This is a genomic window from Sulfitobacter sp. R18_1 (assembly GCF_017743915.1).
Lineage (GTDB): Bacteria > Pseudomonadota > Alphaproteobacteria > Rhodobacterales > Rhodobacteraceae > Sulfitobacter > Sulfitobacter faviae.
Genome location: NZ_JAGHRG010000005.1, coordinates 110,805 through 135,680 on the forward strand (window position 1 = coordinate 110,805; position 24,876 = coordinate 135,680).

The 24,876-nt window shown below is 63.3% G+C and carries 23 protein-coding genes; 16 read left to right on the forward strand and 7 right to left on the reverse strand.

Annotation, left to right across the window (positions count from 1 at the left end):
* Positions 1–277: 277 nt before the first annotated feature.
* Positions 278–3,922 carry a vitamin B12-dependent ribonucleotide reductase gene (locus tag J7392_RS11570; protein WP_209217684.1) on the forward strand — a complete coding sequence of 1,215 codons (3,645 nt, stop codon included), beginning with the start codon at positions 278–280 and terminating at the stop codon, positions 3,920–3,922.
* A gap of 178 nt (positions 3,923–4,100) precedes the next feature.
* Positions 4,101–4,439, forward strand: coding sequence for a hypothetical protein (locus J7392_RS11575; RefSeq protein WP_067261600.1), 339 nt, complete (start codon positions 4,101–4,103; stop codon positions 4,437–4,439).
* 6 nt (positions 4,440–4,445) lie between these two features.
* On the opposite strand, the gene J7392_RS11580 is transcribed toward J7392_RS11575, so the two are convergent.
* Together J7392_RS11580 and J7392_RS11585 are read right to left on the reverse strand one after the other, a co-directional pair.
* Positions 4,446–5,156 carry an endonuclease/exonuclease/phosphatase family protein gene (locus tag J7392_RS11580; RefSeq protein ID WP_209217685.1) on the reverse strand — a complete coding sequence of 237 codons (711 nt, stop codon included), beginning with the start codon at positions 5,154–5,156 and terminating at the stop codon, positions 4,446–4,448.
* Positions 5,153–6,523 (reverse strand): phospholipase D-like domain-containing protein, encoded by a 1,371-nt coding sequence (locus tag J7392_RS11585; protein WP_209217686.1) that lies wholly within the window; start codon positions 6,521–6,523, stop codon positions 5,153–5,155. The genes J7392_RS11580 and J7392_RS11585 overlap by 4 nt, the downstream gene beginning before the upstream one ends.
* 450 nt (positions 6,524–6,973) lie before the next feature.
* On the opposite strand from J7392_RS11585, the gene J7392_RS11590 reads away from it, so the two are divergent.
* Positions 6,974–7,573 carry a porin family protein gene (locus J7392_RS11590; RefSeq protein WP_209217687.1) on the forward strand — a complete coding sequence of 200 codons (600 nt, stop codon included), beginning with the start codon at positions 6,974–6,976 and terminating at the stop codon, positions 7,571–7,573.
* 68 nt (positions 7,574–7,641) lie between these two features.
* Here J7392_RS11590 and J7392_RS11595 read toward each other — a convergent pair whose 3' ends face one another.
* Positions 7,642–8,823, reverse strand: a complete 1,182-nt coding sequence (locus J7392_RS11595; RefSeq protein ID WP_209217688.1) for a pyridoxal phosphate-dependent aminotransferase — start codon at positions 8,821–8,823, stop codon at positions 7,642–7,644.
* Between the two features lie 272 nt (positions 8,824–9,095).
* On the opposite strand from J7392_RS11595, the gene cysS reads away from it, so the two are divergent.
* The 4 genes from cysS (at position 9,096) to J7392_RS11615 (ending at position 13,690) form a co-directional block, all read left to right on the forward strand.
* Positions 9,096–10,466 (forward strand): cysteine--tRNA ligase, encoded by a 1,371-nt coding sequence (gene cysS, locus J7392_RS11600; RefSeq protein WP_209217689.1) that lies wholly within the window; start codon positions 9,096–9,098, stop codon positions 10,464–10,466.
* A gap of 130 nt (positions 10,467–10,596) precedes the next feature.
* Positions 10,597–12,213 carry a citramalate synthase gene (gene cimA / locus J7392_RS11605; protein ID WP_209217690.1) on the forward strand — a complete coding sequence of 539 codons (1,617 nt, stop codon included), beginning with the start codon at positions 10,597–10,599 and terminating at the stop codon, positions 12,211–12,213.
* Positions 12,210–12,929, forward strand: coding sequence for a class I SAM-dependent methyltransferase (locus J7392_RS11610; RefSeq protein ID WP_247744558.1), 720 nt, complete (start codon positions 12,210–12,212; stop codon positions 12,927–12,929). The genes cimA and J7392_RS11610 overlap by 4 nt, the downstream gene beginning before the upstream one ends.
* Complete coding sequence (locus J7392_RS11615; protein ID WP_209217691.1) at positions 12,926–13,690, forward strand: squalene/phytoene synthase family protein; 765 nt, start codon at positions 12,926–12,928, stop codon at positions 13,688–13,690. Before J7392_RS11610 ends, J7392_RS11615 begins: the two co-directional genes overlap by 4 nt.
* Before the next feature lie 4 nt (positions 13,691–13,694).
* Here J7392_RS11615 and J7392_RS11620 read toward each other — a convergent pair whose 3' ends face one another.
* A complete protein-coding gene (locus J7392_RS11620) occupies positions 13,695–14,906 on the reverse strand; it encodes an MFS transporter (protein ID WP_209217692.1) in 1,212 nt (403 codons plus the stop codon).
* A gap of 123 nt (positions 14,907–15,029) precedes the next feature.
* Here J7392_RS11620 and J7392_RS11625 point away from each other — a divergent pair, with 123 nt between their 5' ends.
* The 3 genes from J7392_RS11625 to J7392_RS11635 are packed head-to-tail and all read left to right on the forward strand — an operon-like array spanning position 15,030 to position 17,067.
* Complete coding sequence (locus J7392_RS11625; protein WP_209217693.1) at positions 15,030–15,776, forward strand: precorrin-6A/cobalt-precorrin-6A reductase; 747 nt, start codon at positions 15,030–15,032, stop codon at positions 15,774–15,776.
* A complete protein-coding gene (locus J7392_RS11630) occupies positions 15,773–16,405 on the forward strand; it encodes a DNA-3-methyladenine glycosylase 2 family protein (protein ID WP_209217694.1) in 633 nt (210 codons plus the stop codon). The genes J7392_RS11625 and J7392_RS11630 overlap by 4 nt, the downstream gene beginning before the upstream one ends.
* Positions 16,402–17,067, forward strand: coding sequence for an alpha/beta fold hydrolase (locus tag J7392_RS11635; protein ID WP_067267442.1), 666 nt, complete (start codon positions 16,402–16,404; stop codon positions 17,065–17,067). Before J7392_RS11630 ends, J7392_RS11635 begins: the two co-directional genes overlap by 4 nt.
* On the opposite strand, the gene J7392_RS11640 is transcribed toward J7392_RS11635, so the two are convergent.
* Complete coding sequence (locus tag J7392_RS11640) at positions 17,064–17,507, reverse strand: VOC family protein (protein WP_209217695.1); 444 nt, start codon at positions 17,505–17,507, stop codon at positions 17,064–17,066. The two genes, J7392_RS11635 and J7392_RS11640, sit on opposite strands and share 4 nt — an antisense overlap.
* Before the next feature lie 145 nt (positions 17,508–17,652).
* On the opposite strand from J7392_RS11640, the gene J7392_RS11645 reads away from it, so the two are divergent.
* On the forward strand, positions 17,653–18,237 hold the full coding sequence (locus J7392_RS11645; RefSeq protein ID WP_067265843.1) for an HNH endonuclease: 585 nt from the start codon (positions 17,653–17,655) through the stop codon (positions 18,235–18,237).
* A 2-nt stretch (positions 18,238–18,239) separates the two neighbouring features.
* On the opposite strand, the gene xth is transcribed toward J7392_RS11645, so the two are convergent.
* A complete protein-coding gene (xth, locus tag J7392_RS11650) occupies positions 18,240–19,022 on the reverse strand; it encodes an exodeoxyribonuclease III (RefSeq protein WP_209217696.1) in 783 nt (260 codons plus the stop codon).
* Positions 19,023–19,369: 347 nt separating this feature from the next.
* Between xth and J7392_RS11655 the strand changes: the two genes are divergently transcribed.
* A complete protein-coding gene (locus J7392_RS11655) occupies positions 19,370–19,627 on the forward strand; it encodes a DUF6749 family protein (RefSeq protein ID WP_209217697.1) in 258 nt (85 codons plus the stop codon).
* 57 nt (positions 19,628–19,684) lie between these two features.
* On the forward strand, positions 19,685–20,743 hold the full coding sequence (locus tag J7392_RS11660; RefSeq protein ID WP_209217698.1) for a hypothetical protein: 1,059 nt from the start codon (positions 19,685–19,687) through the stop codon (positions 20,741–20,743).
* Between the two features lie 15 nt (positions 20,744–20,758).
* Here J7392_RS11660 and J7392_RS11665 read toward each other — a convergent pair whose 3' ends face one another.
* Positions 20,759–21,082, reverse strand: coding sequence for an iron-sulfur cluster assembly accessory protein (locus J7392_RS11665; protein WP_209217699.1), 324 nt, complete (start codon positions 21,080–21,082; stop codon positions 20,759–20,761).
* A gap of 96 nt (positions 21,083–21,178) precedes the next feature.
* Here J7392_RS11665 and J7392_RS11670 point away from each other — a divergent pair, with 96 nt between their 5' ends.
* The 3 genes from J7392_RS11670 (at position 21,179) to argS (ending at position 24,857) form a co-directional block, all read left to right on the forward strand.
* Positions 21,179–22,336, forward strand: coding sequence for a deoxyguanosinetriphosphate triphosphohydrolase (locus J7392_RS11670; protein WP_067265853.1), 1,158 nt, complete (start codon positions 21,179–21,181; stop codon positions 22,334–22,336).
* A gap of 48 nt (positions 22,337–22,384) precedes the next feature.
* The gene (locus tag J7392_RS11675) at positions 22,385–23,005 is read left to right on the forward strand and encodes a hypothetical protein (RefSeq protein ID WP_209217700.1); all 621 of its coding nucleotides are present in this window, start codon (positions 22,385–22,387) and stop codon (positions 23,003–23,005) included.
* A gap of 106 nt (positions 23,006–23,111) precedes the next feature.
* Positions 23,112–24,857, forward strand: coding sequence for an arginine--tRNA ligase (gene argS / locus J7392_RS11680; protein ID WP_209217701.1), 1,746 nt, complete (start codon positions 23,112–23,114; stop codon positions 24,855–24,857).
* Positions 24,858–24,876: the final 19 nt, after the last annotated feature.

Sequence of the window (24,876 nt, forward strand, 5' to 3'; positions counted from 1 at the left end):
CCCGAAATAATTCCGAAAAAAACCGTTGACCAAATAGTGCGATCTACGTCAGTTTGTGGGGGTCAAGTAAAGCGCCACAATATGTTGTGGTTAACGCAACAGGGCGCTTGGGCGGCGGGGACAGAGTATAGAGCCAGTGTTTTAATCGGTTTCGGGCCGCTTGCGTCTGCAGGTGGCGCGGGGAAGCTTTGTTCAAACTGCCAGCACATAGGGGTGAGACGGCCTGCCGTGGGCATGTCGGCTCAGGATTTTGAGAGTTTGAAAAAGGGTAGCGACGATGAAGATTGAACGGAATTTCACCAAGGCCGGGCAGGATGCCTATGCGGATTTGGACTTTGTCACCACGGTGTCAGAGATCCGCAACCCTGACGGTTCGGTGGTGTTCAAGCTCGACAACGTCGAAGTGCCCAAATCTTGGAGCCAGGTCGCCAGCGACGTGATCGCGCAGAAGTATTTCCGCAAGGCAGGCGTGCCCAGTAAGACCCGCAAGGTCAAAGAAAAGGACGTGCCTGAGTTCCTGTGGCGTTCTGAACCCGCCGAAGGGTCCGAGATAGGCGGTGAAACCTCCTCCAAGCAGGTCTTCGACCGTCTGGCGGGCGCTTGGGCCTACTGGGGCTGGAAGGGCGGCTATTTCACCACCGAGGAAGACGCCCGCGCCTATTACGACGAGATGCGCCACATGCTCGCCAGCCAGCGCGCGGCCCCGAACAGCCCGCAGTGGTTCAACACTGGCCTGCACTGGGCTTACGGCATCGACGGTCCCGCGCAGGGGCATTACTACGTCGACTACAAGACCGGCAAACTGACCCGTTCGAAATCCTCCTATGAACATCCGCAGCCGCATGCCTGCTTCATCCAGTCCGTGGGCGACGATCTGGTGGGCGATGGCGGCATCATGGACCTCTGGGTTCGCGAGGCGCGTCTGTTCAAATACGGCTCGGGCACGGGCACCAATTTTTCATCGCTCCGCGGAGAGGGCGAGAAGCTGTCGGGCGGCGGCAAGTCGTCGGGTTTGATGGGGTTCCTCAAGATCGGGGACCGCGCCGCTGGCGCCATCAAATCCGGCGGCACCACCCGCCGCGCGGCCAAGATGGTGATCGTCGACGCCGACCACCCCGATATCGAAGATTTCATCAATTGGAAGGTGCTTGAAGAGCAGAAGGTGGCAAGCATCGTCGCCGGCTCCAAAATGCATGAGCAGAAGCTGAACCTGTTGTTCGACGCGATCAAGGCATGGGACGGCGCCGCGGCGGATGCCTATGACCCCGCAAAGAACGACCAGCTGAAGGCCGCGATCCGCGAGGCCAAGAAGGTCGCGATCCCCGAAACCTACGTCAAGCGCGTGCTGGACTATGCCAAACAGGGCCACACCGGCATCGAATTCCCGACCTATGACACCGATTGGGACTCTGAGGCGTACAGCTCGGTCTCGGGCCAGAACTCCAATAACTCGATCCGGGTCACCAACGCCTTCCTCAAGGCGGTGGAAAAGGACGCCGATTGGGAATTGATCAGCCGCACCGAGAACCGTGTGGTGAAAACCATCCGGGCCCGCGATCTTTGGGATCAGGTCGGCCATGCCGCATGGGCCTGCGCCGATCCGGGGATCCAGTACCACGACACGGTGAACGACTGGCACACTTGCCCCGAAGACGGTGCGATCCGCGGCTCAAACCCCTGTTCGGAATACATGTTCCTTGACGACACGGCCTGCAACTTGGCGTCGATGAACCTGCTGACCTTCCTCAAGGACGGCGTTTTTCAGGTCGAAGATTACATGCACGCCTCGCGTCTGTGGACCGTGACGCTTGAGATCAGCGTGATGATGGCACAGTTCCCCTCCAAAGAGATCGCGCAGCGGTCTTATGACTTCCGCACACTGGGGCTTGGCTATGCGAACACCGGCGGGCTGCTGATGAACATGGGCTATTCCTACGACAGTGACGAGGGCCGTGCCCTTGGCGGGGCGCTGACCGCGATCATGACCGGCGTGGCCTATGCAACGTCGGCGGAAATGGCGGGCGAATTGGGGGCCTTTCCGGGCTATGCCAAGAACGCCGAGCATATGCTGCGCGTCATCCGCAACCACCGCACCGCAGCCTATGGCAAGGCGGATGGCTATGAGCAGCTTTCGGTTACGCCAGTCCCGCTGGATCATGGCAATTGCCCACAGAACGGGCTGGTCGACATCGCCAAATCCTGCTGGGACGAGGCGCTGAAACTGGGTGAGGTGCATGGCTACCGCAACGCCCAGACCTCTGTCATCGCGCCCACCGGCACCATCGGTCTGGTGATGGATTGTGACACCACGGGGATCGAGCCCGACTTCGCGCTGGTGAAGTTCAAGAAACTCGCCGGGGGCGGGTACTTTAAGATCATCAACCAATCCGTGCCCGCAGCGCTTGAGAAACTCGGCTACGGCTCGGCCCAGATCGAAGAAATCGTCAGCTACGCGGTGGGCCACGGCACCATCGGCAACGCGCCTGCAATCAACCATACCACGCTGGCGGGCCACGGCTTTGGCGCGAATGAGTTGGCCAAGGTGGATGCCGCGCTGAAGCAGGCATTTGATATCCGTTTCGTGTTTAACCAATGGACGCTGGGCGAGGCGTTCTGCACGCAGGTGCTGGGCATCCCGACCGAGAAACTGAACGACCCGACCTTCGATCTGCTCCGCTCCCTCGGTTTCAGCAAGGCGGATATCGAAGCGGCCAATGACCACGTCTGCGGCACAATGACGCTGGAAGGCGCGCCGCACCTCAAGGCCGAGCATTACGGCATCTTCGATTGTGCCAACCCCTGCGGCAAGAAGGGCAAACGCTATCTGTCGGTCAACAGCCACATCCATATGATGGCGGCGGCGCAGAGCTTCATCTCGGGGGCAATCTCCAAAACGATCAACATGCCGAATGACGCCACCATCGAGGACTGCCAAAAGGCCTATGAGCTAAGCTGGTCCTTGGGCATCAAAGCCAATGCGCTTTACCGCGACGGCTCAAAGCTGAGCCAGCCGCTGGCGGCCGCGCTGGTCGAAGACGACGATGACGCCGCCGAGACACTGGAGAGCGGCAACGCGCATGAGAAAGCCGCCGTGTTGGCCGAGAAGATCGTCGAGAAGGTGATCGTCAAAGAGATCATCAAATCGCACCGCGAGAAGATGCCGCAGCGCCGCAAGGGCTATACCCAGAAGGCGAATGTCGGCGGGCATAAGGTCTATCTGCGCACCGGCGAATACGAAGACGGCAAGCTGGGCGAGATCTTCATCGACATGCACAAGGAAGGTGCGGGCTTCCGGGCGATGATGAACAACTTCGCCATCGCGGTCTCGGTCGGTCTGCAATACGGCGTGCCGCTGGAGGAATTCGTCGATGCTTTCACCTTCACCAAGTTCGAACCGGCGGGCATGGTGCAGGGCAACGACAGCATCAAACAGGCGACCTCGATCCTCGACTATGTGTTCCGTGAATTGGCGGTGAGCTACCTCGACCGCACCGATCTGGCGCATGTGAAGCCCGAGGGCGCGACCTTTGACGATCTGGGCCGGGGCGAGGAAGAGAACCTCTCGAACGTCAGCGAGTTGAGCGAGGGGGCCGCGAATAAGTCCTTGGAAGTGCTCAAGCAAATCAGCTCCACCGGCTATCTGCGCAACCGCCTTCCGCAAGAGTTGGTGGTGTTGCAAGGCGGGCAGGGCGTCGAGCCGAGCACCGCTTACGCGCCCCAAGTGAGCGGCGGCGACGTGGCGGTCGCGGTGCAACCCTCGGCCTCTGCCAGCACCGGGGCGGTCAGCCTTGATGCGCGGGCCAAGGCCAAGATGCAGGGCTATGAGGGCGAAGCCTGCGGTGAATGCGGCAACTACACATTGGTTCGCAACGGCACCTGTATGAAGTGCAACACCTGCGGCGGCACCTCGGGCTGTAGCTGATGAGATGTGCCCCGAATGGGGCGCGCAGGGGCAGGGCCGCAAGGCCCGCCCCGACGAGGCTGCCGGGGCGCCTCAGGCATGATTGCGCGAAAGGGTTAATTTCCGCGCTGCGATCCAGATTACGTTAACCAAAATTAAACCAGTCTCTCCCTATCAAGGTCGTGAAAGGGAGAATTTGATGAAACGTCTTATTATATCGGGATTTCTCGCCGGATCGCTGGCGGGCTGTGTGGAGCCTCCGGCCTCACCGATGGAGGCCGCGGCGCGTAAAGCGGCGGCGGCGGAGTTGACGGCGAAACAATGTGCGGGTTTTGCGGGCGGCTATGAAAGCGTACGCAAGCTGCGGCATGACGCGAACCAGAACATTGCCACCGCGCGGCGGCTTGGCGCGACGGATGCCACCATCGCCAAGGCGCGGGCGGATGTGCGCATGGCCTTTGATATGCAGGTCGCCTTCTCGACCCCGCAACAGGCCTGCAACATGATGGTGGGCGAATTGGCTTGGGCCACGGGGTGAGTGCGTCTAGTGATGCGCCACATCGAGCCAGATCGGCAGATGGTCCGAGGCGCGGCGGGTCTGGGCCGTCTCGACCACGCCGCCTTGGCGCACGGTAAGATGTTGGTCCAAGGCGATGCGATCTAGAAAGGCCACGGGCATCCGCGCGTGATAGCTCTTGCCCGGCGCATGGATGGTGAACCGTTTCGCCAGACGCCCGAGCCCCACCTTCTGCGACCATTCGTTCAGGTCGCCCGCGATCAGCGTCGGGCAGGCGGCACAGGCGTCGAGATGGGCGATCATGGCGCTCAACTGCTCCTTGCGCGACGGGCGCAGCAGCCCCAGATGCGAGGCGATCACGCGCAACTGGCGCGCGCCGAGATGCAGGTCGGCCACCATGGCGCCGCGCGGCTCCACCCCCGGCAGGGTCAGATGCGCCACCCGGTCGATCTTGGCCGAGGGGCGGACCAGAATGGCATTGCCATGCCAGCCGATGCTCACGTCGCTCGGCGTGGGCAGAGGGCGCAGGCCCGTCACCTCTTCGACCCGGTCGAGCGGCAGGGCCGAGGGGCGCGGCGCGCGGCGGCGGTCGGCCTCTTGCAGCACCACCACATCGGCATGCAGACTGCGGATGATCCGCATGATCCGCTCAGGGTCGCGGCGCCGGTCGGTGCCCATGGCCTTACGGATGTTATAGCTCACGATGCGCAGCGATTGCGGGGCGACGGCGGGGATCATAGGACGGGCGCTCCTAGACGAAACAGCCCTTCGGCCACCTTGCGGAACATCCCGCTAGGCGGTCTTTCCATGGCGCAATGCGCCGAGAGATGTTCGAACCAATCATGCAGCTTCGCGACCGAGGCCGCGTCATAGACGAAAAGCGTGACCTCGAAATTCAACAACATGCTGCGCACGTCGAAATTGGCCGTGCCCACCAGCCCCAAATCGTCGATGATCCCGGCTTTGGCGTGGATCATGCCAGGCTGGTAATAGAGCACATGGCCGCCCGCCTCATGCAGATCGCGCAGATAGGCGCCCCGCGCGAAATCGGCCATCCGTTGGTTCGAGCGTTCGGGGACCAGAACCCGCACATCCACACCCCGCCGGGCCGCAGTGGTCAAAGCCGAACCGAGCGCCTCGGTCGGCACGAAATAGGGCGTCACCAGCCAAATCCGCGCCTCGGCCAGATGAATCGCGCGGATCAGACCATCATGCAGCGGGTCTTCGGCGATATCGGGGCCGGAGGGCACGAGCTGCACCGTTGCCGTCCCGCCCGTATGGGCCGCGACCGAGGGGGCCGGGTCCAAAGCCTCCCCACTGGCGACGCCCCAGTCTGAGCGGAACACATCGCCGAAACTCTGCACTGCGCGGCCTTCGAGCAGAAAGGCCAGATCGGTCCAGCCATCCTCCAAGGCCGCAGGCCCGAGGTAATGCGCGCCGATGTTCATGCCCCCGGAAAAGACCCGCGCATCATCGGCGATGATCATTTTGCGGTGGTTGCGCAGGTTCAGATGGCCCGAGCCCGGGAGTTGCAACAGCGGAGAGTAAAAGCGCACATCGCCGCCCGCGTCGCGCAGGCGGCGCAGGGCGGCTGTCGGGCCACGCAGGGTGCCCAAACGGTCCATCAGCAGCCGAACCTTTACGCCCGCCTTGGCCCGTTCGGTCAGCGCATCGACGAAAATGCGCCCGGTGTCATCATTGGCCACGATGTAAAAAAGCACGTCGAGCCGTTTCTCGGCCCCTTGGATCAGCGCCATCACCGCCTCATGGGCCGCCGTCGGGTCGCCCAAGAGCCGCAGGTCTTGGCCATGGACGGCGGCGGGCAGGCCGAAATACTGCATCGTCGCGTCGAGCGTATGCACAGGGCGGGGTGGCGGGCCGCCGGTATCGCCTTTCAGAAAGTGCACCGGCGTGTAGCGCGAGGATTGTTTGCGAAAGCCAAGCGCCAGAAACAGCGGCACCGCGACCCATGGCAGTACGATGATGAACAATAGCCAAGCGGCGGTCGATTGCGGCGTGCGGCGTTGTTGCAAGATCACGATCGCCGCCAGCAGCGTCAGGATCACAATAATGACGACTTCCAGATGGGTGGTGATCCAAGACATGGGGTGGGGCCTGCTCCTTCTTGCTGACAATACAAGCAGATAACGCGTTCAGTGGTGACAGCAAGCCTCGGACGGGGTCTGGCGTGAGGGAATGGTACGGGGCCGGGGGCGTTTTAGTGCCTTTTGATCGGGGAGCCTCTTTTGCGCAGTTGCTTGGGGGTCGTTTCTCTGGCGGAACTTTCGCTGCGGTGAGGGCAAACCTGGCCGGGAATTCGTGTTGCGGCATCAACCCTCTGATTTAACGGGGTAAAATGCGGCTGAGCGGTGACCAGTTCGACACATGATACATAACTTAAGCGGCCTCTAGCCGAGGGTATGTTGCAAATGTGCGACAATCAGCGCATCGCAATTCTGTGATGTGAAAAACCTGAAACCCAACCCTACATGGGGCGTTGCGTGAGTGACCCTGCGGCGAGGATCGCGGGGTCACCTGTATTTAAGGAGCAGAACATGAAACGCACGACAACAATCGCCAGCATCGCCCTGATCGCATCCAGCGCCTTCGCGGGTGCAGCAGCAGCTGGTTCGCTGGAAGACACCACCGTTGAAGCACCGGTTTTCACACCGGCGCCGACACCCGTGGCCGTTGATGGCGACTGGACAGGCTTCTACACCGGTCTTCAGGTCGGCCAGACCGACGTCGATAGCGACAGCGGCAACCTTGACGGCGACGACACGTCCTACGGTTTCCACGCCGGTTACGACTATGACTTCGGCAAATTCGTTCTGGGTGGCGAACTCGACTACGACAAGACCGACATCGATCTGGGCAACGGCGCAGGCGATGTGGACTCCGTGGCACGCGCCAAGGTCAAAGCTGGCTACGACTTCGGCAAGACACTGGTTTACGCGACAGCAGGTGCGGCCCGTGCCGACACAAGCGCTGGCGATGAAACCGGCCCCTTCGCCGGTCTGGGCGTCACCTACAAAGTGACCGACCGCTACACCGTTGGTGGCGAAGTGCTGCAGCACAAATTTGATGACGTAGGCGGCACAGGCGAAGATCTGGACGCGACCACGATCTCCCTACGCGGTTCCATGCGCTTCTGATCTGTCTTGGCGGGAGGACCCGCTTCGATGAAGGGCCGGCTTCCGAAAGGAGGCCGGTCCTTTTTTGTTTACGCGGCGCGGCTGGCGCGCCCTTCGGCAAAGCGGCAGAGGTCGCGCAATGCCGCCTCAAACGCGCTGTCTTCGATCGTCATGGCCACGCGCACATGGCCCGCCGCCGCCGCGCCGAAACTCTCGCCCGGCATCACCGCGATCTGCTTATCTTCCAGAAGGGCATCGGCGAATTCGCTGCCGCTGAGGCCCGTGGCGCGGACATCCAGCATCAGATACATCGCACCTTGCGAGGGCACCGACCGCACCACGTTTTGAGCGCTCAAGACCCGCTGCGCCAGCGCGCGGCGGCGGGCGAAGGGGGCGCTAATTTCCTCTTCGAAAGCGGCGCCCTGGGCGAGGGCATAGTCGCTCGCGTCCTGAATGAAGCCCGGTACGCCGTAGTTGGTATGGGTGGCAAGGTCGATCAGGTCGGCGATGATGTCTTCAGGCCCGATGATCCAGCCACAGCGGCTGCCGGTCATCGCGTGGGATTTCGACATGGAGCCGATGACCAGCGTCCGCTCCTCCATGCCGGGCAGGGCGCGGGGGCTGAGATGTGCACCCTCCCAAATCTGCGTGTCATAGACCTCATCCGAGACGAGCCAAAGGTCGTGATCTTGGCAAACCTGCGCGATCTCTTCCAAGGTTTCGCGGCCGTAGATCACGCCGGTCGGGTTGTTGGGCGTGTTGATCAACAGCGCCTTTGCGCCCTCGGCGGCTGCCGCCAGATCCGCCCTGCGGGGCAGGAACCCGTGATCGGCCCGCGCTTCGACCGCCACGGCCCGTGCCCCGGCAGCACGCAGGGTTCCGGGGTAGGTGGCATAATAGGGGTCGATGTAAAGCGCCGCATCACCGGAGTCGCAGACCGCCATGAACGCCGCGAATAGCCCCGCTTGCCCGCCCGGGGTGACCACCACATTGTCGCGGGTCGTTGGCACGCCGGTCCGCTCTTCGGCGCGTTTTGCAATCCGGTCGCGCAGGGCATCGGTGCCCGGCACGGCGGCATAGCCGGTATGGCCGCCGAGCGCGCTGCGGTGCATCTCTTGCAGGATCGGGGCGGCGGTGCGGATGTCATGCTCGCCGATGGTAAGCTCGGTCACCGGCACCCCCGCCGCGATCATCGCGCGCGATTTGTGAAACACTTCCCAGCCGTCGGACCCTCCGGCCAGAACCCCTTTGATGCGCGATGATCTATCCATGATGCCTCCGAAATTTTCCGCACAAGGGGGCAGAGCATTGGGGCTTTGTCAATCCGCGCCGGCAAGGCGGAGGGCGGGCTTGCATAAAACTTCACCGGACAAGGGGCTTGGCGCAGGGCGGCGCGCTTGCTACAACCCGGTCATGAACACCGCAACGCTCATTATTTGCTGCATTACCCGCTGAGACATCCTCGCGGGCCGCTGTTCACGTCATTCCCATTCTGACAAAACTATGCCAAGCCCGCGTCACACCCGCGCAAGGACGCCTGCCCATGACCCGTGACCTGACGATCAAGCTGCACAATACCGCCACCCGGAAGAAAGAGGATTTCACCCCGATCGATGCGCAGAATGTGCGGATGTATGTCTGCGGCCCCACCGTCTATGACCGGGCACATCTGGGCAACGCACGGCCCGTGATCGTTTTCGATGTGCTCTACCGCTTGCTGCGCCATGTCTATGGGCCGCAGCATGTGACTTACGTGCGCAATTTCACCGATGTGGACGACAAGATCAACGCCCGCGCCGCTGAGAGCGGGCGCAGCATCGGAGAGATCACCGCCGAGACGACGCAGTGGTATTTGGACGACATGGCCGCCGTGGGCGCCTTGGAGCCCGATCACATGCCGCGTGCCACGCAGTACATCCCCCAGATGGTCGCGATGATCCGCGGGCTGATGGATGAGGGTTACGCCTATGAGGCCGAGGGCCATGTGCTGTTCCGGGTGCGCAAATATGCCGAATATGGCGCGCTTTCGGGCCGGTCGGTCGACGATATGATTGCTGGTGCACGGGTCGAGGTGGCGCCTTATAAGGAAGACCCGATGGATTTCGTGCTATGGAAGCCCTCGGACGAAGACACCCCCGGCTGGGATTCCCCATGGGGTGAGGGGCGTCCGGGCTGGCATATCGAATGTTCCGCCATGGCGCATGACCTGTTGGGGGAGCGTTTCGACATCCACGGCGGCGGTATCGATCTGCAGTTCCCGCATCATGAGAATGAGATCGCCCAGTCGAAATGCGCGGGCCACGGGTTCGCCAACTACTGGCTGCACAATGAGATGTTGCAGGTCGAGGGCAAGAAAATGTCCAAGAGCCTTGGCAACTTCTTTACCGTCCGCGACCTGCTCGACCAAGGCGTGCCGGGGGAGGTCATCCGTTTCGTGATGCTCTCGACCCATTACCGCAAGCCGATGGACTGGACCGAGAAGAAGCGCGAGGAGGCCGAGAAGACCCTGCGCAAATGGTATCTTCAGGCGGCCGAGGCCGAGGCCGCGACACCCGGGCCTGAACTGGTGGCGCTATTGGCCGATGATCTTAACACCCACGGTGCGTTGACCGAATGCCACCGGCTGTCCAACGCGGGCGATACGGCGGGCTTGCGCGGGGCGCTGTCGCTTTTGGGGCTGCTGGACGATCTGATCCCCGAATGGGCCGCGGTTCAGGCGCTGGATCTGACCGATATCGAAGCCTTCCTCAGCGATGCCCGCGCCACTGCGATGGAGACCAAGGATTTCGCCGAGGTGGACCGGATCAAGAAAGCGCTGACCTCGGTCGGGATCGAGGTGCAGATGAGCAAGGATGGGGTGAAGCTGACCCCACCGCCGGGCTTTGACCGGGGCCAGTTGGAGGGGTTGTTGTGATGTTTCGCCGCCGTCCTAAGAACGGCGCTCGACCGCGGGCGGAAGCGAAGCGCCCGCCCATGGGGGCGGTCGGGCGCTGTTCGTGCCGCGGGCACGAACGGGAGTGTGACGCGGACGGAGGCAATCTCTCATGACCCGCGCCCGCCTCACCCTCTACGACACCACCCTTCGCGACGGGCAACAAACCCAAGGCGTGCAGTTCTCCACCGATGAGAAACGTCAAATCGCCAGCGCGCTCGACGCGCTTGGCGTGGATTACATCGAAGGCGGCTGGCCCGGGGCCAACCCGACCGACAGCGCTTTTTTCGACGCCCCGCCGCCGACGCAGGCAAGGCTCACCGCCTTTGGCATGACCAAACGCGCGGGCATGTCGGCTGAGAATGACGACGTGCTGGCCGCCGTGCTCAACGCAGGCACCAAATCCGTCTGCATCGTCGGCAAGACCCACGACTTCCACGTCAAAACCGCCCTCGGCATCACGCTGGCCGAGAACACCGACAACATCGCCAAATCTGTTGCCCATCTTGTCGCCCAAGGGCGCGAGGCGCTCTTCGACGCCGAGCATTTCTTTGACGGCTACAAGGCAAATCCCGACTACGCGCTGGAAGCGGTCCGCGCGGCCTATGACGCGGGCGCGCGTTGGATCGTCCTTTGCGACACCAATGGCGGCACGCTGCCCGATGAGATTGGCCGCATAACCCGCGCCGTGATCGCGGCGGGCATCCCGGGGGATCATCTGGGCATCCACACCCACGACGACACCGAAAACGCCGTCGCCTGCACGCTGGCTGCCGTCGACGCGGGCGCGCGGCAGATCCAAGGCACGCTCAACGGGCTGGGGGAGCGTTGTGGCAACGCCAACCTCACCACCCTGATCCCGATCCTGCTGCTGAAAGAGCCCTATGCCAGCCGCTATGAGATCGGGGTGAGCCCCGAGGCGCTGCGCGGGCTTACACGCACCAGCCGCATGTTGGATGAGATCCTCAACCGCGTGCCGATGAAACAGGCGGGCTTCGTCGGGTCTTCGGCCTTTGCGCATAAGGCGGGGCTGCATGCCAGCGCCATCGCCAAAGACCCCAGCACCTATGAGCATATCGACCCCGCACTGGTCGGCAATACGCGCGTCATTCCGATGTCAAACCAAGCCGGGCAATCCAACCTGCGCAAACGGCTGAGCGATGCGGGCCTCTCGGTCGCCAAGGGCGACCCGGCGCTTGGCCGGATCTTGGAGGTGGTTAAGGACCGCGAGGCGCAGGGCTATGCCTATGACACCGCGCAGGCGAGCTTCGAGCTGCTGGCCCGCGACGTGATGGGCCAGTTGCCGCATCTGTTCGAGGTCGAGCGCTACCGCGTCACCGTCGAACGCCGCCGCAATGCCGAAGGCCGGATGGTCAGCCTTTCCGAAGCGGTCGTGGTGATCGATGTGGACGGGGAAAAACGGCTCTCGGTCTCGGAATCGCTGGACGAGGATGGCGCGGACCGTGGCCCGGTCAACGCGCTGTCCAAGGCGCTGGCCAAGGACTTGGGCAAATACAGCAGCCTGTTGGATGACATGCGTCTGGTTGACTTCAAGGTGCGCATCACCCAAGGCGGCACCGAAGCCACCACCCGCGTCATCATCGACAGCGAAGACGGGCAGGGGCGGCGTTGGTCCACCGTGGGCGTCAGCGCCAACATACTCGACGCCTCCTTCGAGGCATTGCTAGATGCGATACGTTGGAAATTGATCCGGGACCGCGCCCAATGACAGATGATATGACCGCCTTTTTCACTCTCCACCGGGATCTGCCACGCGAAGGGCCGGGGGAGCCTGCGGATGTGAGCTGGGCCGTGGAGCAGGTCGACCTGCCCGCGCGCGCCGAGATTGCCGATGTGGCCTGCGGCCCCGGCAGCGACATCGGCGCCCTCCGCGCGGCGATCCCGCAGGGCCATGTGACGGCGCTCGATCAAACTGCACATTTCGTCGACACCGCGCGGGGCCGTTTCGTGGCCGATGGCAATGTCACCCTGCTGCGCGCCGATATGGCCGCCATCGCCAATGAATACGATCTCATTTGGTGCGCCGGTGCAGTCTATTTCCTCGGTGTGACCGAGGCGCTGACCCGTTGGCGTAAATCGCTGCGCGCGGGCGGGGTGGTGGCCTTCTCCGAACCCTGCTGGCTGACGGAAAGCCCGTCGGAAGAGGCCCGCGCGCAATGGGCGGATTACCCCGCGATGAGCGACGCAGACGGCATTGCCGAGCGGGTCCGCGCGGCAGGCTATGAGGTCGTGGCGACCCGTGTCCTGTCGGATGAGGCTTGGGAGAATTACTACACCCCCCTGGAGGCGCGGATCGAAAAGCTGCGCCCCGGCGCGGATGATGATCTGGCCGAAGTGCTCGATGCCGCTGAGGCGGAGATCGCCTGTTGGCGCGCGCATCGGGATGAGTTCGGCTATCTTCTGACGGTGGCGCGCCCCACATGACCTTCGACGCCGATCTGAACGCCTGCGCCGCCATGGTAGAGCGCGCCGACCCGTGGCGCTTTCGCGCCGCCATGGCCGCCCCCGTCGAGACGCGCAAGCTGCTCTTCCCGCTCTATGCCTTCAACGTCGAAGTGGCCCGCGCCCCATGGGTCACCCAAGAGACGATGATCGCCGAGATGCGCCTGCAATGGTGGCGCGACGCGCTGGAGGAGATCGCCAAGGGCGGCCCCGTCAGGCGGCATGAGGTGACCACGCCGCTGGCCCGTGCGATTGCGCCAGAGGATGCCGCACTGCTCGATGAACTCGTCGCCGCGCGGCGGTGGGACATCTACAAAGACCCCTTTGAGGATGCCGCGCATTTCGAGCGCTACATCGACCAGACCGCAGGCCATCTGATGTGGGTCGCCGCCCGCCGCCTTGGGGCGACGGATGAAGCAGTGGTGCGGGATGCGGCCTATGCCACTGGCATCGCCGCATGGCTCTGCGCCATTCCGAATTTGGAAGAGGCGGGCCGCGTGCCGCTGTTGGATGGCACGGCAGAGGGGGTCTCGGCCCTTGCCGAGGGGGCGCTCGACCGGCTGAAATCGGCGCGTGCCAATCGGGGCAAGATCCCCAAAGCCGCGCGCGCGGCGCTGCTGCCTGCCGCCCATGCGGGTCCGGTGTTGCGGGCCGCGGTGGATGCGCCGGAAAAGGTCTCACAAGCTGCGCTGCCTGACCCGCGCCGCCATTTCGCGCTGCGGGCCTTGGCGTCGCGCTGGTAGGCGCTTAGCTCAGCTGTGTCTCCTTGCGGCTGCGCAGCACCAGCCAGATCAGCGACCCGCCCGCGAGCACCAAGAAGGGCACCATGGCAAGGTTCACCGCCGCCCAGCCTTCCTGCGCCGTGCCGCCCGAACAGTTCATCAGCCCGCCCGAGGCCAGCGAGGCCACGGTCACGCCGCCGAACACCAGCAGGTCGTTCAAGCCCTGCATCCGCCCGCGCTCATGCGGCTCATGCGCGCCCGCGAGCATGGTGGTGGCCCCGATAAAGCCGAAGTTCCAGCCCAGCCCCAAAAGGATCAGCGCGACAAAGAAGTTGCCCAGTTCCACCCCCTGAAGCGCCACCAGCCCGGCCGCGGCAAGGATCGCGATGCCAAGGCCCATGATCCGCTCGACGCCGAAACGGTTGATCAGATGGCCGGTGAAGAAGGACGGCGCGAACATCGCCAGCACATGGCCGGTGACCACATAGCCCGCGCTGTCTTGGCTATAACCGCAGCCGACAACCGCCAGCGGGGTCGAGGTCATCACAAGGTTCATCAAGGCATAGGACACCATGGCGCAGATCACTGCGACCGCGATGCGCGGCGTGGTCAAAAGCTCCCACCGGCTGCGACCCTTGGGCGCGTCATGGGCCGGGATCGGCGGTTTCGGAATGTCGATGAAGAGAAACAGCAGCGCCCCGATAAGGTTGACCGCCACCACGGCCATATAGGTGCCAAGGAAGGGCACGACGAGGCTCATCGACGTGGCGGTGGCAAGCTGCGGCCCGATGATGGCCGAGACAAGACCGCCCGCCATAACATAGGAAATCGCCTTGGGCCGGAAATCATCCGAGGCGGTATCGGCGGCGGCGAAACGGTAGAAGCCCTGCGCAGACATATAGATGCCCGTCAGAAGCGACCCCAGCAGGAAAACAGGAAAGGACGCCAGATAAAGCCCGTAGGCCGCGACCGCGCCGCCCAAGGCACCGCCCGCGGCCCCCAGAAAGAACCCCGCCCGGCGGCCATAGCGCTGCATGATGGCCGAGACCGGCGCGGCCGAAAGCATGGAGCCCAAAACGATCATCGAGATCGGCAGGGTGGCGAGGCAGACGTTCGTCGCAAGCGACTGCCCGGCAAGACCTCCGACAAGGAAAATCATCGGCATCTGCGCGCCGAGAAAGGCCTGTGCTGCCACCAGCACCGCTACGTTGCGCCGCGCGCGTCTGTCGTCGATCATGTCTGAATTCCTCACTTCCCGCCAAGGGGTAGCCCTGCCCTTGGGTAAGGGCAAGCCCGGCATCGGTTTTTGCGCCGCCGATCCCGCTTGCGCCCGGCGGCAAGCTCGCCGATGATCGCGCCGATGACCGCCCCCGTTCGCCCTTCGCTGACCCTTCTTCTGCTCGCTGGCACCGCCGAAGCGCGGCAGCTTGCCCGTGCCTTGACGCAGGCCGGGCACCGGGTCACCGCTTGGCTCACGGAGCCGCCGCGCGGCAACAATCCGATGCCGATGGCCTTTGAGATGCGCGATGCCGGGGATGCCGCGGCATTGCGGCGCGATATGGCGGGCTTTGATGCGGTGCTCGATCTCAGCCACGGGTTCGATGCGGGGCTAAGCCACGCAGGCTATGCCGCCGCCACGTCTTTGGGCAAACCCTTCGTCAGCTTTTCGCGGCCCCTTTGGCCGCTGGACAACCCGTTGCTGCAATCGGTGCCGGATGTCGCGGCCGCCGCCCGTGCCGTGCCGCCCGCTGCCCGCGTCTTTGCCGCGACCGGTTGGGCCAGCCTGCCAGCGTTCCAACCGTTCAAGGGCGCGCGCGTCATGCTGCGGCAGACGAACCGCCATGACCGCGCCGCGCCCTATGACTTTGTCGACCTGATCTTTGGCGATCCGCCATTCACCGTAGAGAGCGAAACGGCATTGTTCCGTGACCTCGGCGTCGACCTGCTGATTTGCCGCAACCTCGGCGGGCAGGCCAGCCGCCCGAAGATCGACGCCGCCCTGTCGCTCGGCCTGCCGGTGATCCTGATCGACAGACCGCCACTGCCAAAGGGCGCACCTTGTCTAACCGATCTCGACGCGATGCTGGATTGGGTGGCACGGCTGTGAGCCTCGCGCCCCCAATCACCTGCGACGCCGATGTGGCCGAAGGCGCCGTCTGGCTGGCCGAACGGGAGCCGCGTTTCGCCATGGCGCTGGACCAGACCGGCCCGCTGCCCCTGCGCCTGCGCCCGCCCGGTTTCGCGGGGCTGCTCGACATCATTGTGGGGCAGCAGGTGAGCGTGGCCTCGGCGCGGGCGATCTATACGCGGCTTGTCGCGGCGGGGTTGGATCGGCCCGAAAACGTCCTGCGCGCCGGAGACGACGGCCTGCGCGCTTCGGGGCTGAGCCGCCCCAAGGCGCGCTATGTATTGGCTTTGGCGGAACGCGATTTCGACTTCGACGCGCTGCACGGGTTGCCTGATGACGCGGCCATCGCCGCGCTGGTCGACATGCCGGGGATTGGGCCGTGGACAGCGCAGATCTATGTGATGTTCTGCCTTGGCCGCCGCGATATCTTTCCCAGCGGCGACCTTGCGCTGCAAGAGGCGGCGCGGGGGCTCTTCGATTTGCCTGCCCGCCCTAGCCCGAAAGACCTCTTCGCCATGGCCGCCGCATGGTCACCTTGGCGGTCGGTTGCGGCGCGGCTGCTCTTTGCCTACTACCGGGTGTTGAAACAAAAGGAAGGATTGTCATGACACGGGTTTTGAACGCCGAGCGCCGCGCGCCGGTCTCTGGCACCACACGGTCGGTGGTGGTGTTCCTGCATGGCTATGGCGCGAATGGCGCTGACTTGCTGGGCCTTGCCGATCCGCTGAGCGAGCATTTGCCCGACACGCTTTTCGTCGCTCCCGACGCGCCCGAGGCCTGCGCCGGTGCGCCCATGGGCTATCAGTGGTTCCCGATCCCATGGATCGACGGATCATCCGAAGAGGAATCGATGCGCGGCATGATGAGCGCGGTCGAAGACCTCGACGCCTTCCTCGATGCGCTCATGGTCGATGAAGACGTGCTGCCCGAACAGGTCGTGCTCTTCGGCTTTTCCCAAGGCACGATGATGTCGTTGCATGTGGCCCCACGGCGCGAAGATGCGGTGGCGGGGATCGTGGCCTTCTCGGGTCGTCTGCTCAACCCCGAAGCGCTGGCCGAAGAGGCGCAGGTCAAACCGCCGGTGCTGCTGGTTCATGGGGACGCTGATGACGTGGTGCCGCCGCAATCCTTGCCGCAGGCCGCCGAAGCGCTGCAAGAGGCGGGGTGGCAAGACGTTTACGCCCATGTGATGAAGGGCACCGGCCATGGCATCGCGCCCGATGGGCTGAGCGTTGCGCTCGCCTTCATGCGCGACAAACTGGGGCTTTAACCCTTCATCTCGTCCCAGAGCCAGGGTTCGGCGAACTCGACCGAATTGCCAGCTGGGTCGCGCACATAGAGCGAGCGCGCCCCGTTGGGCCATTCAAAACTGGTGTCGATCTCGACCCCGGCGGCCCGCAGCCGCGTCTCCATCGTGGCGATCTCATCGCGATTCATCGCAAAACAGACATGCCCCGGGCCGCGCGCGCCATGAGGCGGCACGGGCATCTTCGGATTGCCGGGCGGCTGCGCCGTGGCGGTGGGGTTGAAGACCAGCAAGACCGAAGGGCCGAGCGCAAAGAACATATGCCGACCCGGCACCTCCTGAAACAGTTTCAGCCCCAGAATGTCGCGGTAAAACCCCCGCGCCGCGTCCAGATCATCGACATAGACGGCGGCTTCGAGCAGGAATTGCGGGGCGGGCGCATCGGGCAGGGCGCTTTTTGACATGCCACAAGGTTAACAAACTCTGCCCATCTGTCACGCCTCTGTCGTAATCTTTGGGCAAAACCGGCGACATCTAGTGGTTCACCTTTGTCTTGCCAGAGAGAAACCGCGAGATATAGTGACTAAAACGGGCAGAGGACGCGACCAGATGGACGGCGATTTCAGGACCGAATTTACCCGCCACCCGGCGGCGCTCAAACACCACCCCGCGTTGGTGCTCAACGCGGACTACCGACCTTTATCCTATTACCCGCTGTCGCTTTGGCCATGGCAGGAGGCGGTAAAGGCCAAATGGCTCGACCGGGTCGAGATCGTCGCCGAATATGACGAGGTGGTGCGCAGCCCCTCTACGGTGATCAGGATCCCCTCGGTTGTCGTTCTTAAAGACTATGTCAAACCTCAAAAGCGCGTGGCCTTCACGCGCTTTAATTTATTTTTGAGAGATGAATTCCGCTGCCAATACTGCGGCGCGAAGGGCGATTTGACCTTTGACCATGTGGTACCGCGCGCTGCCGGTGGGGTGACAAGCTGGCAAAACGTGGTCGCCGCCTGTAGCCCTTGCAACCTGCGCAAAGGCTCGCGGCCTCTGCACCGCACGGGGCTTGCCCTGCGCAAACCGCCGCGGCAACCCGCCGCCGAAGAGCTGCGCAACATGGGCCGCAAATTCCCGCCCGGCCATCTGCATGAAAGCTGGATGGATTTCCTCTATTGGGATGCCGAACTGGAGGCCTGACCTCAGATATCCAGTTCGACCCAGATGGGCACGTGATCCGACGGCTTGTCGCGCCCGCGCACGTCGCGGTCGATCTGGCAATCGCGCAGTCGGTCGGCCACGGTGGGGGACAGGAGGAAGTGGTCGATGCGGATGCCGTTGTTGCGGTTCCACGCACCCGCCTGATAATCCCAGAAGGAGTAATGCCCCGGCCCTTGAGTGCGTGCCCGAAAGGCGTCTGTAAGGCCAAGGTTCACCAGCCGCCGCCATGCGGCGCGGGACTCGGGGCGGAAGAGGGCATCTTCGCGCCAGCTGTCGGGTTTGGCGGCATCCTCGGCCTGCGGGATGATGTTGTAATCCCCCGCCATGAGGAAGGGCGTTTCCTCGGCCAGAAGCGCTTCGGCACGGGCTTGCAGCCGCGCCATCCATGCGAGTTTATAGTCATATTTCGGCCCCGGCGCCGGGTTGCCATTGGGCAGGTAGAGCCCGCAGACCCGCAGCGCCATATCGTTGCCCACAACCGTCGCTTCGATCCAGCGGGCCTGATCATCGGCATCATCGCCCGGCAGGCCGCGGGTCACATCCTCAAGCGGGAGTTTCGACAGGATCGCCACGCCGTTAAAGGACTTCTGCCCGTGGGTTTCGACGTTATAGCCGCGCTCTTCGAGCATGTCGCGGGGGAAAGCCTCATCCACCGACTTGATCTCTTGCAGCACGACAACGTCCGGCTGCGCCTCGTCTAGCCAATCGGGAAGGGCCGCCGCGCGGGCCTTGATACCGTTGATGTTGAAACTCGCGATTTTCATATCCGGCCCTCTTTCGACGTCCGAATGCTATCGCGCAATTGGCGTCGCGGAGCAAGGGGGAGGCTTGCGCGCTTAAGGTGATTCTTGGGTCAGATTTCTCGCTATTATAGAAAGTCCGCGAGGCGGTTGCCCGTATTGTCTCGATCCTGCCCTGTGGGCGGCATTTCTTTTTCTCCACAGGGCGCAAGAGAAATCGAGAATTAAGGCGAAACTGTGGCGCGATCTTAATGTGGATAAGTGTTTCAGTACAATGCGTTAGCCGAAAAATGCTTGGATAGACACGCTTAAAGTGCGTCAGTCGAAGAACTACATCTTTAAATTGCAAAGCCCTTTGAAAGGACCATACTATGACTGCTATTTTTGCACGCGACTTTGCCCCCGTAACAGCCCCTCAGACAGAGGACAATCCCATGGCGCTTGGCGCCGGTGTTGGCCTTTTCACCACCGGCCTCAACCGTGGGGGCGGTGACATGTTGTTGGGCGAAGGGGTCGAGATGTTCACCACTGGGCTACAGCAGCACGGCAGCAGCATCACGCAAGGGGGCGGCGTCGGCCTGTTCACCACTGGCCTCGCCCCGGCTGAGGTGCTGCCCTTCAGCGGCTGAAGCCTGTGCAAGCGGGCGGCTTTGTCGCCCGCCGTTCCCCCTGTCGGAGGCCATGTGATGACCAATGTTGTTCTGCTCAGACCTGACGAAAGCCAAGACCCGGCCTTGCAAACGGCCCGGCTGATCCGAGCCTTTGCAGAGAGGCGCCGCACGCAGGGGGATGTCTTTTGGCTGAAGGAAAACGCCGAACTGCTCGGGGCGCTGGCGAGCACGGGGGCCACGCTCGACACCGCGGCGCTTCAGCCGCTCGCGGCCTTCCATCGGGGCTGCCGGAACCTGCTGCGCGATTTTCCGCAGTATTACCGTTTCATCCTGGCGATCTGCCTTGATCTCGAAGACCTCGGACTGCCAAAGCACCACGGCGCGGCCCTTTGCGCCAAGGTTGCGCGGGCAGGGCTGGAGGGGGCGGAACTGTCGGATCTGCAACGGGCCGAGGCACGCCGTCTGCTGCGCCGTCGGCGTGTCGGGCCACGGGTGGAGGATGGGGCGCTCGGTCAACGGTTGCGCGATTTTATCGCCCGCAGTGCCACCTTCGCCATGCCCAATCGGAAGGCGGCCTATGAGTTGACCCATATCGTTTTCTACCTGTCAGACTATGGCCGCCGAACCCCCGACCTGCCTAAAGCGGCGCTGAAAAGCCTGCATTTCACGGGGCTGCTGGCTTTTCTCGATCAGGATATGGACCTGCTGGCCGAGGTCTGCGCCGCCCTGCGTTTTGCCGGGCAAGCCCCCAGCCCCCTGTGGGAGGATGCCATTGCCGCCAGCCACCGTGTCATGAAGGTCTACGCCGACGAAGGCGCGCCTTTGCAGGACGAATACCACGAATGGCTCGTCGCCGGCTGGGCCATGCAGATTGCGGGCTGCCCGATCCGATCTGCCGATATCCCAAAAGGCGCATTGCGTTTTCACAAAGGCCGAAAGGGGGCGGGGGCCCTGCGCCCGCTGGCGGCCTGTCTCAACGACATGGGCGCAAACCGCCGGGCTGACTGGGGGCAGATGCGCCCGCATGTGCTGTCGTATCTTTGCCCGGAAAGCCATGCGACCCTGCTGCGCGCCGAACGCGCCGGGCCTTATTTCGAAGAATTTTTCCAGGGGTTCGCCCGGGCGCGCGGTTAGCCGCGCCCGACAGACCTACATCGAAAAGGACGTGCCGCAGCCGCAGGCCGCCGTCGCATTGGGGTTCTCGATGGTGAAACGTGCGCCGATCAACTCTTCGGTGAAATCGATCACGGCGTCGGCCAGAAACGGCAGGGAGACGCTATCGACCACCACCTTCTGACCGCTGCCTTCGAGAATGAGATCATCTTCGGCGGGCTCGTCCAGCGCGATGTCGTATTGAAAGCCCGAGCAGCCGCCGCCTTCGACAGCGATGCGCAGGGCCTTGCCTTCGTCTGCGGCCCCGATCTCGGCGAGGCGTTCAAAGGCGCGGGGGGTGACTTTGGGGGGCAGGTTCATCTGCGGGCTCCGATGCATCGGTTTTCTTTCGCGTTCCTCTAACATATAGAAAGCACAAGGACAGGTCACAAGGACCGCGAGAGAGGACCAGCCGCGATGCGCGCAGAATTCGCCTCTGATCCGGACACCGCCAAGGGACGGTTGGTGCCGGAAGAGGAAAGCACTTTTCGCTCCTGTTATCAGCGGGATCGGGACCGGATCATTCATGCCTCCGCCTTTCGGCGGCTCAAGCACAAGACGCAGGTCTTTGTTGAGCATGAGGGCGACTATTTCCGCACCCGTTTGACCCATTCCATCGAGGTGGCGCAGGTCGCGCGGACCATCGCAGGCGCGCTGCGTCTGAATGGCGAGCTGACCGAGGCCGTGGCGCTGGCCCATGATCTGGGCCACACGCCCTTTGGCCACACCGGCGAAGATGCACTTCATAAGCTGATGGAGCCCTACGGCGGCTTCGATCACAACGCGCAGGCGATCAAGATCGTCACCACGCTGGAACGGCACTATGCCGAATTCGATGGGCTGAACCTGACGTGGGACACGCTGGAAGGCATCGCGAAACACAACGGGCCGGTGACGGGCGAGGTGCCCCATGCGCTGGCCGATTACAACGCGCGGCACGATCTGGAACTGCACACCCATGCCAGCGCCGAGGCGCAGGTCGCCGCGCTCTCCGATGATATCGCCTATAACAACCACGACCTGCACGACGGTCTGCGCGCAGGGCTGTTTACCGAAAGTGAGATTGCCGAACTGCCCATGGTCGGCCCCGCCTATGCCGAGGTTGACCGGCTCTACCCCGAGACCGACAGCTACCGCCGCCGTCATGAGGCGCTGCGGCGGGTCTTTGGGGTTATGGTCGGCGATGTGATTGAAACCTCGGCCAAACTGCTGAAGGATTCGGGGGCGAAATCCCCTGACGACATCCGTCATCTGGGCCGTCCGGTGATCCGTTTCTCAGACCCCGTCTGGCAAGATCTGCGCGAGATCCGCAAGTTTCTTTTCACCCGCATGTATCGCGCCCCCTCGGTGATGGAGAATCGCGAGAAGGTGACCAAGGTGGTCGAGGACCTGTTCCCGCTGTTCCTGTCCCAGCCCAACCTATTGCCGCGCCATTGGGCGGCAGCGATCGAGGCGGCAGAGGATGAAACCACGCTGGCGCGGATGGTGTCTGATTACATTGCAGGCATGACCGACCGTTTCGCCCTGCAAGAACACGCCCGTCTCTTCGACAGCGACCTGCGCAGCTTCCGCTAGTCTTCGCGGCATGGTAGTCTTCTTTTGATGATCCATAGGTGACATGACATGATACAAACCCCAGTTCTGCCGGAAAGTCTGGCCGGTGACGCGACCTTCGCGATCCTCTCGGCGGGGCAAGCGCCGGGGCCTGCGGTGGCCAAACGCGCGGCGGATCTGGGGGCGGAAGTCGTGGCGATGGACCGCGATCCTACGGTGCTGGCGCGGTTGATGAGCCAATCGGCCGAGCGTGTCGAAGCGCTGGCGCTGGCCGGCGATCTTGTCGCGCGCTTTGAGCCGTTGCACCGCAATTGGGGCGGCACGCCGCTGCATATGGTGCTGAACCTGTTGCCGCTCGACCCCGACGATTACTGCAAAGGCACGGATGCGCAGATCCGCGGGCTTTCGGCAATGATGCGTGCCTTGGGCCGGGGTCTGGTGGCCGGGCAGGGGGCGGTGGTGACCGTTCTGCCGCGGCCAAGCCAGCCCTTGGCGCTGGCCGGGCATGCCATGATCGGTGCGTTTGAAGCGGCCAATGCCGCGCTCGACAAGGTGTTCGGGCCGCGGGGGCTGCACTTCCACCTCATCACCGTGCCAGAGGGGCAGGCAGAGCTTGCAGCGGAAAGCGCGCTGTTCCTTGGCTCCGAAGCGGGGCGACGGCTCCGATCTGGGCGTTTGGACCTCGGCTGAGCACGCCGTTTCAAACGCCACTCCCCAACTTGGGCCGCGACGGCCCGACGCTTGATTGACTGCACCCCCGCACATGATAAACGGGCGGGGAACAAGGATACCCGACATGAACCTATTTGCCGAAATTCGCCATCTCATCATTGCGACGCTGGAACAGATGGTCGCGCAGGAAGCTCTGCCTGCGACCCTGAACTTTGACCCGATCACCGCTGAGCCGCCGCGTGACGCGGCCCATGGCGACATGGCCACCAATGCCGCGATGGTGCTGGCCAAACCTGCGGGCATGAAGCCGCGCGACATCGCCGAAGCACTGGCCGCGCAATTGCAAAACGATCCGCGCATCACCTCTGCCGAAGTGGCGGGACCGGGGTTCATCAACCTGCGCCTTGCGCCTTCGGTCTGGCAAAACGTGGCCCGTCAGGTGCTGAGCCAAGGCACCGACTTTGGCCGCGCGATCCTTGGCGCCGGGCAGCGGGTGAACGTTGAATATGTCTCGGCCAACCCGACGGGGCCGCTGCATGTGGGCCACACCCGGGGCGCGGTCTTTGGTGATGCGCTCGCGAGCCTGCTGGACTTCGCGGGCTATGATGTGACCCGGGAATACTACATCAACGACGGCGGCGCGCAGGTCGATGTGCTCGCCCGTTCGGTCTATCTGCGCTACCTCGAAGCCAATGGCAAAGAGGTGGCCTTCCCCGATGGCACCTATCCCGGCGACTACCTGATCCCGCTGGGCGAAGCGCTGGCCAAGATGTACGGCGACAAGCTGGTCGACCAGCCGGAAAGCGAATGGCTGGACGATATCCGCGAATTCGCCACCGATGCGATGATGAACCTCATTCGCGACGATCTGGCGGCACTGGGTGTCGAGATGGACGTGTTCTATAGCGAAAAATCGCTCTATGGCACGGGTCAGATCGAAGCGGCCATCGCCTCGCTCGAAGCCAAAGGGTTGATCTACGAAGGCGTGTTGGAGCCGCCGAAGGGTAAGAAACCCGACGATTGGGAACCGCGCGAACAGACCCTGTTCAAATCCACCGAACATGGCGATGATGTGGACCGCCCGGTCAAGAAGTCCGACGGGTCTTGGACCTATTTCGCCCCCGACATCGCTTATCACTATGACAAGGTCAGCCGTGATTTCGACATGCTGATCGACGTCTTTGGCGCGGATCATGGCGGCTACGTCAAACGAATGAAAGCGGCGGTTTCGGCGCTGAGCGACGGGCATGTGCCGCTCGACATCAAGCTGACGCAGTTGGTGAAGCTCTTCAAAAACGGCGAGCCGTTCAAGATGTCCAAACGGGCAGGGACTTTCGTGACCCTGCGCGATGTGGTGGATCAGGTCGGCCCGGATGTGACGCGCTTTGTCATGCTGACGCGCAAGAACGACGCGATGCTCGACTTCGATTTCGACAAGGTGTTGGAGCAAAGCCGCGAGAACCCGGTCTTTTATGTGCAATACGCCCATGCCCGGGTCGCGTCGATCCTGCGCAAAGCCGAAGAGGCGGGGGTCGAGGTGGCGGATGCCACGCTGCTGGACGCGGACCTGTCCAAGCTCGACCACGAGGCCGAGATCGGCCTGCTGCGCAAGCTTGCCGAATGGCCCCGTCTGGTCGAGACCGCCGCGCGCAGCAATGAGCCGCACCGGGTGGCCTTCTACCTCTATGAATTGGCCTCCGACTTCCACAGCCTCTACCACTTGGGCCGGTCCGAGGATGGCTTGCGGGCGCTGCAAGAAGGGGACGCGGCCACGTCGCAGGCAAAAATCGCGCTGTCGCGTGCCGTTGCGATTGTAATTGCGGCGGGTCTTGGTATTCTCGGGGTCACACCGGCGCAGGAGATGCGGTAACCGCACCAGCGCGCCGAAA

Bases quoted from the DNA above. Each gene is read 5' to 3' on its own strand.
- J7392_RS11570 (WP_209217684.1), top strand. From the start codon at position 278: ATGAAGATTGAACGGAATTTCACCAAGGCCGGGCAGGATGCCTATGCG.
- J7392_RS11640 (WP_209217695.1), bottom strand. From the start codon at position 17,507: ATGTCAAAAAGCGCCCTGCCCGATGCGCCCGCCCCGCAATTCCTGCTC.
- J7392_RS11620 (WP_209217692.1), bottom strand. From the start codon at position 14,906: ATGATCGACGACAGACGCGCGCGGCGCAACGTAGCGGTGCTGGTGGCA.
- J7392_RS11665 (WP_209217699.1), bottom strand. From the start codon at position 21,082: ATGAACCTGCCCCCCAAAGTCACCCCCCGCGCCTTTGAACGCCTCGCC.
- J7392_RS11585 (WP_209217686.1), bottom strand. From the start codon at position 6,523: ATGTCTTGGATCACCACCCATCTGGAAGTCGTCATTATTGTGATCCTG.
- J7392_RS11590 (WP_209217687.1), top strand. From the start codon at position 6,974: ATGAAACGCACGACAACAATCGCCAGCATCGCCCTGATCGCATCCAGC.
- J7392_RS11675 (WP_209217700.1), top strand. From the start codon at position 22,385: ATGATACAAACCCCAGTTCTGCCGGAAAGTCTGGCCGGTGACGCGACC.
- J7392_RS11645 (WP_067265843.1), top strand. From the start codon at position 17,653: ATGGACGGCGATTTCAGGACCGAATTTACCCGCCACCCGGCGGCGCTC.
- cysS (WP_209217689.1), top strand. From the start codon at position 9,096: ATGACCCGTGACCTGACGATCAAGCTGCACAATACCGCCACCCGGAAG.
- xth (WP_209217696.1), bottom strand. From the start codon at position 19,022: ATGAAAATCGCGAGTTTCAACATCAACGGTATCAAGGCCCGCGCGGCG.
- argS (WP_209217701.1), top strand. From the start codon at position 23,112: ATGAACCTATTTGCCGAAATTCGCCATCTCATCATTGCGACGCTGGAA.
- J7392_RS11670 (WP_067265853.1), top strand. From the start codon at position 21,179: ATGCGCGCAGAATTCGCCTCTGATCCGGACACCGCCAAGGGACGGTTG.
- J7392_RS11610 (WP_247744558.1), top strand. From the start codon at position 12,210: ATGACAGATGATATGACCGCCTTTTTCACTCTCCACCGGGATCTGCCA.
- J7392_RS11595 (WP_209217688.1), bottom strand. From the start codon at position 8,823: ATGGATAGATCATCGCGCATCAAAGGGGTTCTGGCCGGAGGGTCCGAC.
- J7392_RS11625 (WP_209217693.1), top strand. From the start codon at position 15,030: ATGACCGCCCCCGTTCGCCCTTCGCTGACCCTTCTTCTGCTCGCTGGC.
- J7392_RS11655 (WP_209217697.1), top strand. From the start codon at position 19,370: ATGACTGCTATTTTTGCACGCGACTTTGCCCCCGTAACAGCCCCTCAG.
- J7392_RS11575 (WP_067261600.1), top strand. From the start codon at position 4,101: ATGAAACGTCTTATTATATCGGGATTTCTCGCCGGATCGCTGGCGGGC.
- J7392_RS11660 (WP_209217698.1), top strand. From the start codon at position 19,685: ATGACCAATGTTGTTCTGCTCAGACCTGACGAAAGCCAAGACCCGGCC.
- J7392_RS11615 (WP_209217691.1), top strand. From the start codon at position 12,926: ATGACCTTCGACGCCGATCTGAACGCCTGCGCCGCCATGGTAGAGCGC.
- cimA (WP_209217690.1), top strand. From the start codon at position 10,597: ATGACCCGCGCCCGCCTCACCCTCTACGACACCACCCTTCGCGACGGG.
- J7392_RS11580 (WP_209217685.1), bottom strand. From the start codon at position 5,156: ATGATCCCCGCCGTCGCCCCGCAATCGCTGCGCATCGTGAGCTATAAC.
- J7392_RS11635 (WP_067267442.1), top strand. From the start codon at position 16,402: ATGACACGGGTTTTGAACGCCGAGCGCCGCGCGCCGGTCTCTGGCACC.